Raw genomic sequence first — 4,651 nt, forward strand, 5'->3', positions numbered from 1 at the left:
CTTCAGCTTATAAAAACGTTGCAAATGTTGCTTTACTTTACATTTTGAATGTTACAGGCGCAAACTGAAAAAATCCTAGAGCTCAAGCATACATTACATCTGATTCTTTTACTTTTTCTACAGCTTTCTTCTTGCCTTTCTTGCGCTTTAATGCTTTTCTTTGGCTTGGAGATTTGCCAATGAACTCAATACCTGTTTGAGTAACTCTTATGAAAGTCTTATCTTGCAAAGGCTCTAATAAGATAATACCTTTTATTTGAAGTGCGCTGAGAGCTCTTTCAAGAGTGTCTTCTCTCACAGCCAGTTGCGCTTGAAGCTCTTCTGCGGTAATAGGATATTTGGAGAGTAAAACTTTCAAAATGCGCTCTTCTAAAGTACCTGCTTTGAGCTTTACCATTTATTTTTATCCCACGTATCTTTCTACTCCCTCTTCTTTTTTCTTTGCTTCTTTTGCAGGCTTAACTATATCTATAGCGATAATCATATGGACTGGTATTATTCTAAGCTTGCCTGCAAGCTCTTTATGCGTGGAGTCAAGCTCCATGCAAATAGCATCTGCTTCACCGAGCATCATATAATTTTTGAATATGCCAGTAGTAACCAAAGGTTTATCGCGACTTTCAAGTGAAGTTACTATGTATTTGGAGCCTGGTATCAGCTTAATTTTTTCTTCGTACATTTTCTCACTTACCTTTCCTATAAAGCTCTACAAGCTCTTGTAAATGCTCTACTGTCTTGCGATAATTTTCAAGAGCTACTTTTGCATGAGCTTCTGCGAAATTCCAAGCTTTAGAAATATTGCTATATCTTAGTCTATAAGCTTTCTTTTTCAAGTTCTCGCTCTCTACAGGCAACTCTTCTAGGATATCGTATCCTTTCAGTTTGTTCAAATGCCTGTAGACAGTGGGTCTGGAGGTGTTGAGCTCTAGAGCTAACTCATCTACAAGCCAAGCTTTGTCGAGCCTTTTAAGGAAGCAATCCAGAAAGAGTTTTAGAGGTATCGTTGGTTCTGAGCCTTTTGAGATATAGCCTATTTGAGTTAGAAATTCTTTTGCTACTTTCTCGATATCTTTTTCACTTACAAGAGGCGCGTTACTTGCAACGATAATTTCGAAACTCATAAAACAAAAAATGATTTAAGCTAGTATAAAAAGTTTTTGCTGTAGAACAAATCCCTTCTCCCCGATGTTATATTTAATTGCTTTTTTCAAAGAGCTTGCAAAAGTTAGCTCTAATAAATTCCGCTCTTCGTTAATATTTATCAAAACATCGCTCAGCTGGCATATCATTTTAATGACTTTTTCATCATGTAGTTTAGGATCGAGCATAAGCAAAGAAGTAGTGCTTGCAAATCTTGTCTTCGCTCTTAAATAATATAAAAATCTATAAACGCTCTGAGGTGAAACATGCATTAGTAAAGTATCTAGTGAATTAAAAATCAGCAAAGAAGATTTCTTGGTTAGTTTGCCGAGCGACGAGACTATGTTATTACTTAGCTTCGCAAGATCTGCTACTGAAGCTACATACTTGATATTTTCACTATCCTCAAGAGCTGGGTTGGCTTGCTGAGAATAAGTATCGATGAAGACATATTCTCTATCTTTGAGCTCGTAGCCTAGAGTCTCAATATATTTTATAATATCGTCAGCAAAATTATCTGTTGTGACATATACCGCTGCATAATTTGAGAATAAACTTTCGTAGAATAGCTGACGAATAAATTGTTCCCTGCCTGCAAGTGGCGAAGATAAAATAAGGCATGCGCTACCTGGCTTAAGCTCTTTAGTGATTAGCTCGCTTATTTTCATCTTCTCATACATTCTTTTGCTACAACAAACCATTGAGTTGCAAGCAAGCATAGCATTCCAAGGAATAACGTTTTAGATGTTCTATAAATCCCGTATGCTAGTTCTAGCTTTAATGACGTTGTTACAAGCCATGCCAACGAATGAATTGCAATTATTACTGCCATACTAAGCAGATAGTACCAAGTTTGGTAAATAAAACCTTTCTTTTTCACTTCAAGTTTACCTTCATTAAGAAAAAGTTTGGCTCTTAGAAGTATTTCATCTGCTCTTCTCAGCATTATCAGAATTCCAATAGTAAGAGCCAGAGTTGCAAGTCCTAGAATGAAATTTGCTATTTCTAGATATTCCCAGCCCATCTTTATTTGGCACCTCGGAGCATTAGCTCATTTAGTTCTTTAATAGTCAGCTCTAACTTAGAATTTATAAGTTCTAAATTAGCGTTGGGCGCAAGTATTGCCAGAAGCAACGCTCTGTGGCCTAGTCGTGATACGATAATACTACTACGTTCAAGCTCTGCCTCAACTCTTTTAGGTACTCCTTTACCGATTGTAGAAGCTAATGTCTCTATAGAAGCAACTAACGTAGCAGCCATCGCACCAACTCTCCTTTCGTCCACTCCTTCAGGCAGCTCTTCAGCAATTATTAAGCCGTTTCTTGCTATAATTGCAGAGCCTACAATGCCTTCTATAGTTGCTAGCTTTTTAAGCTCTCTTTGCAGTTTATCAATTTTTTCCATTTTTTATCAACTTGCTACTAGTCTTTTAAACAGCTCGTCAACCAACCTCCCAGTACCTTTTTTAGCTGTAGCAACTGTAGGAAGAATAGGTATATTCTTAGGCAAGCCTAACAGAGCTCTTATTTTTTTAGTAGGTAGCGCATTTTTCAGATCTTGCTTGTTGGCTGCTACAACTAAAGGGAGATAATAAGATCTCGTTTTCTCCAGCATTTGTTTCGCGCGAATAAAAGTTTTCGGCTGAGTGGAATCTAGAACTAAAATAACGGCAACAGCATCTTCAGCTAAATACTCGAGTAATGGGTCGAAGCTTTCTTGCCCTGGAGTGCCGAAAATATCTGAAGAAAAGCCTTTATAATCCAAATAGCCGTGGTCTAGCGCTATAGTTGTACCTGCTCTGTCTACACTTACGCTTGTTTTAGAAATAGCTTTTACAATAGCGCTTTTACCTGCTTTATAAGGTCCTGTAACTAAAATTTTAGGGAAATATACTTTAACTCCGCCTGGCTTTAAAACCTTTACAGGCACACTGAATTTTTTTATTTTTTTCCAAGCTACTTTCTCAGGTATCATAAAATTGCGTAGAATTGCAAGTTCTTCAACTGCTTTTACTGCAAATACTGCGTTAAAGTTCCTCTTCAGCTTTTCTACTATTTTTGGTGGGTATTTCCAGGCTGAAAATAGTGCAAGTACCACAGAGCCTCTTTTAAGGCAATCGATGCAATATAAAATTTCATTAAGCTCGCCACCCATGTCTAAGTACGAGGAAATACTATCTAAGACTGTAAAGTTATTCTTCGATCTCGCTCTTAACCCTCTAATTGCAATTTCAACAGTTTCTATTAAAGACTCAGCGCTAAACGGCTCTTTTACTGTATATTTTTCTTCAGATGGCATACCTACATAGTTTGAGTATGCATCTACAAAACTGAGAATACCAGCAGTTTCGTATTTAAATAGGTCCTTACCCAAAGCTAGTGCTTCCCTTCTTAGAGTGCTGGGAGGTTTGTTGTTTACTAAATAAACACATGAAGTTCTTGTTTTAAGTACGTTGGCTGAAATAGTTAATCCAAAAGGTGTCGGGTCTATGCCTGGCTGGGCTTGTAATAAAATAGCTACTTCATTCGGTATTTCACCGATTTTATCGTCCAGTATTGGTATGCCGATCTTCATTTTTTATCTCAGCCCAGGCTGTACTATAATACCATTTTTAGAAATATCAACCAAATGCCTGCCTGTAAGATGTTTACTACCTCTGAGCTTTAAAACTTCAAGGTGCTTCTTTCTGATATTCTCCTCCTCTGTATAAGAAAGTATTATCAAGCCATCTACCATATAGGAAGGCATAGTTTTTACAACATCTGCGTGAGGCAGTTCGTAGGTAGCAATTGTAAGCGTTACTTTCTTCTTCGTAAATATTATGAGATCGTGTAAGACCTCACGATAAGACTTTAAATCTTCAGCTACAATTCCTATAACGCTTAAAGGGTCTATCACTACTCTGTCTGGGTTGTATTTTTCAATCTCTCGCATTAGAATGCTTAGAACGTAGAGTGGCTGCTTTCTAAGAGCGTCACCTATATCTGAGAATATAACCTTTTTTCTATCTACTAATTTTTGATCGAAAAATGTATAGCAGGACAAAAATTTCTGCACCACCCAGACTGGCTCTGAAAGTGCTGTTATATACAGAGATGTTTCACCATTCTTAGAGCCGTAGAAAAGTGATTGAACTGCAAAAGTAGTTTTACCAGTTCCAGGTTCACCTGCAACAAGTATAAAAGATGGCACTGGGAATCCACCTTCGAGCATACCGTCTAAGCCTGGTATTCCTGTGGCAACTCTTTTTAATTCTTCAGACTTCATCTTATATAGTCAAGCGAGAATGAGCCTATTATAAGGTCTTTCTCAGTAAATTTATACTGTACCCAGCTCCTTGTCTGCACATCACAAATACCTTGAACTGCGAAAAAAGTTCTCAGATTCTCTTCCTTGAACTCTATCACGCCGTCCATTAGATGCCTTATAATTTGCACATCAGTTTCTGGATGCATACCTTTAGTCAAAGCGAAAAAAGTTACTGCGCCGTCTCTTTTGCATCTTCCTGTGA

General features: G+C 37.5%; 9 protein-coding genes. All 9 read right to left on the bottom strand.

Annotation, left to right across the window (positions count from 1 at the left end; translation table 11 throughout):
* Positions 1 to 82: 82 nt before the first annotated feature.
* Complete coding sequence (locus QMD21_02510) at positions 83 to 397, bottom strand: transcriptional regulator (GenBank protein ID MDI6855644.1); 315 nt, start codon at positions 395 to 397, stop codon at positions 83 to 85.
* 6 nt (positions 398 to 403) lie between these two features.
* Positions 404 to 679 (bottom strand): hypothetical protein, encoded by a 276-nt coding sequence (locus tag QMD21_02515; protein MDI6855645.1) that lies wholly within the window; start codon positions 677 to 679, stop codon positions 404 to 406.
* Between the two features lie 4 nt (positions 680 to 683).
* The gene (locus tag QMD21_02520) at positions 684 to 1,121 is read right to left on the bottom strand and encodes an ArsR family transcriptional regulator (protein MDI6855646.1); all 438 of its coding nucleotides are present in this window, start codon (positions 1,119 to 1,121) and stop codon (positions 684 to 686) included.
* Between the two features lie 15 nt (positions 1,122 to 1,136).
* Positions 1,137 to 1,820: a hypothetical protein gene (locus tag QMD21_02525; protein MDI6855647.1), complete on the bottom strand. Its 684-nt coding sequence runs from the start codon at positions 1,818 to 1,820 to the stop codon at positions 1,137 to 1,139.
* Positions 1,805 to 2,164: a hypothetical protein gene (locus tag QMD21_02530; GenBank protein ID MDI6855648.1), complete on the bottom strand. Its 360-nt coding sequence runs from the start codon at positions 2,162 to 2,164 to the stop codon at positions 1,805 to 1,807. The genes QMD21_02525 and QMD21_02530 overlap by 16 nt, the downstream gene beginning before the upstream one ends.
* Before the next feature lie 2 nt (positions 2,165 to 2,166).
* Positions 2,167 to 2,544, bottom strand: coding sequence for a roadblock/LC7 domain-containing protein (locus QMD21_02535; protein ID MDI6855649.1), 378 nt, complete (start codon positions 2,542 to 2,544; stop codon positions 2,167 to 2,169).
* 6 nt (positions 2,545 to 2,550) lie between these two features.
* Entirely contained in the window at positions 2,551 to 3,714 is a 1,164-nt protein-coding gene (locus QMD21_02540; protein ID MDI6855650.1) for a GTP-binding protein, read from the bottom strand.
* A gap of 3 nt (positions 3,715 to 3,717) precedes the next feature.
* Entirely contained in the window at positions 3,718 to 4,407 is a 690-nt protein-coding gene (locus QMD21_02545; protein MDI6855651.1) for an ATPase domain-containing protein, read from the bottom strand.
* Positions 4,404 to 4,651, bottom strand: a 248-nt coding sequence (locus QMD21_02550; GenBank protein ID MDI6855652.1) for a recombinase RecA, incomplete at its 5' end; no start/stop codon positions are given. The genes QMD21_02545 and QMD21_02550, both read right to left, overlap by 4 nt.

The sequence above is a fragment of the Candidatus Thermoplasmatota archaeon genome, from assembly GCA_030018475.1.
In the GTDB taxonomy this organism is placed as follows: domain Archaea; phylum Thermoplasmatota; class JASEFT01; order JASEFT01; family JASEFT01; genus JASEFT01.